This is a genomic window from Mycobacterium sp. NGS33, assembly GCF_059812885.1.
Map to the genome: position 1 here is coordinate 1 of NZ_JCALDN010000029.1, position 1407 is coordinate 1407.

Genomic DNA, 1407 nt, shown 5'->3' on the forward strand with positions numbered 1-1407 from the left:
AAGTCGGCTATGAATCTGCTGTGTGCGCCAAACATGATCGTGTTCAACGGATTCGGGGTCGGCCACCGCACGGTAGCGCGGCAGGTGAGAGGGCGGGGCGCGGGCCGAAAAGCCGTCCGGCTCGGGTGGGCGCAGCCGGGCATCGGAAGTAGCGGGCCCGGCCGACGCCCGAACGCTGGCGAACATTTTCTGCGCCGGGTGCCGGTGAGATCAATCACAACGTGCCTGTTTACGGGCCGTGTGGATGGGCCTAAGCGCCCCTTGGCAAATCGTGCGAGGCTGGCTTGGCGGCCGATTCGCTCGGCGACATGCAACGACGGAGGCAGGCGATGGGGCAGGTGACGGGGGCCGTTCCGGCTCGGTGCAGCTACGGCGCGGCCGGGATCGCCATCGGCGATTCGCCGTACCGGCGGCCGCGTTTTAGCAAGCGCCCGTACGTTTTTGCATGGCGGCAGCCGAATTCGATGTCGGAGCACACCGGCGGAGCACGCCCAGGAACGTTCGCAAATGCGCAGCTGAAGGCGCTGGGACTTGGTACCGACGTGAATTCAATCGGCGGTTTCGCGAGCACGCGTGCCGGCGCCGCTCCCGCCTGGGCCGCAGGGGCAAATATTTTGCGGTTGCGTAAACGAGGTTTTTCGATGCCCACAGCGGCAAACGATCACTCGCGGAGGGCACGCGAAATAGCCCCCGGCGTCGTAGTGGGGAAGTGGAGATGAACCCGCCGCACGCGCGACACGTTACTTTCGCTAAGCAGCAAAAAGCGAGTGTGGCAGTAGAGTGACTGCGGATCGGTTATGTACGAACGGAATTCACATGTTTCGCACAGTATAGGCTGGGTATCGTCCACTCCGTGGATCGCGACGCCGACGGTCGTAGCAGCAGCTGACCCGGAGTGCACTGCTGATGAACGCTATCTGTCGGCGAGGGGCCGGGATGGCCGCAGCGACCATCGTGTCGTGGCGCCGTCGCTGGCGACCGAGCTCACCGGCGTTGACGTCGGGCGCCTGGGCCGGTCGACATACTGGCCCGGCCTGACGGCTCAATCCTCAAGCGCCGCAACGATATTTGGGATTGTCCGCGGCGCGTCTTGGTAAATGTACGTCTCGGTGTTAGGGGGTCCATCGGTGTCGCTCAATCCGTTCGATGACGACAACGGCCAATTTTTCGTCTTGGTCAATAACGAGGAACAACACAGTCTTTGGCCAGCCTTCGCTGTCATTCCCGCCGGTTGGAGAGTAGTTTTTGGGGAAGCCGACCGCGCCACATGCCTGCACTACATCGAAGAAGCCTGGCCCGATATACGGGCGAAAACTCTGCGCGACACGCTGACCGCGCCGGTTTGTGATCAGTAGACCGGTATCGGTATGAAGGGTTCCGGGGTCGACTCTTGGTGGGGGGCGTGTA

General features: G+C 62.8%; 1 protein-coding gene. It reads left to right on the forward strand.

Annotation, left to right across the window (positions count from 1 at the left end; translation table 11 throughout):
• Nucleotides 1–1127 precede the first annotated feature (1127 nt).
• Nucleotides 1128–1355 carry an MbtH family protein gene (locus AC5Y5B_RS24695; protein WP_112633622.1) on the forward strand — a complete coding sequence of 76 codons (228 nt, stop codon included), beginning with the start codon at nt 1128–1130 and terminating at the stop codon, nt 1353–1355.
• The last annotated feature ends 52 nt before the right edge of the window (nt 1356–1407 follow it).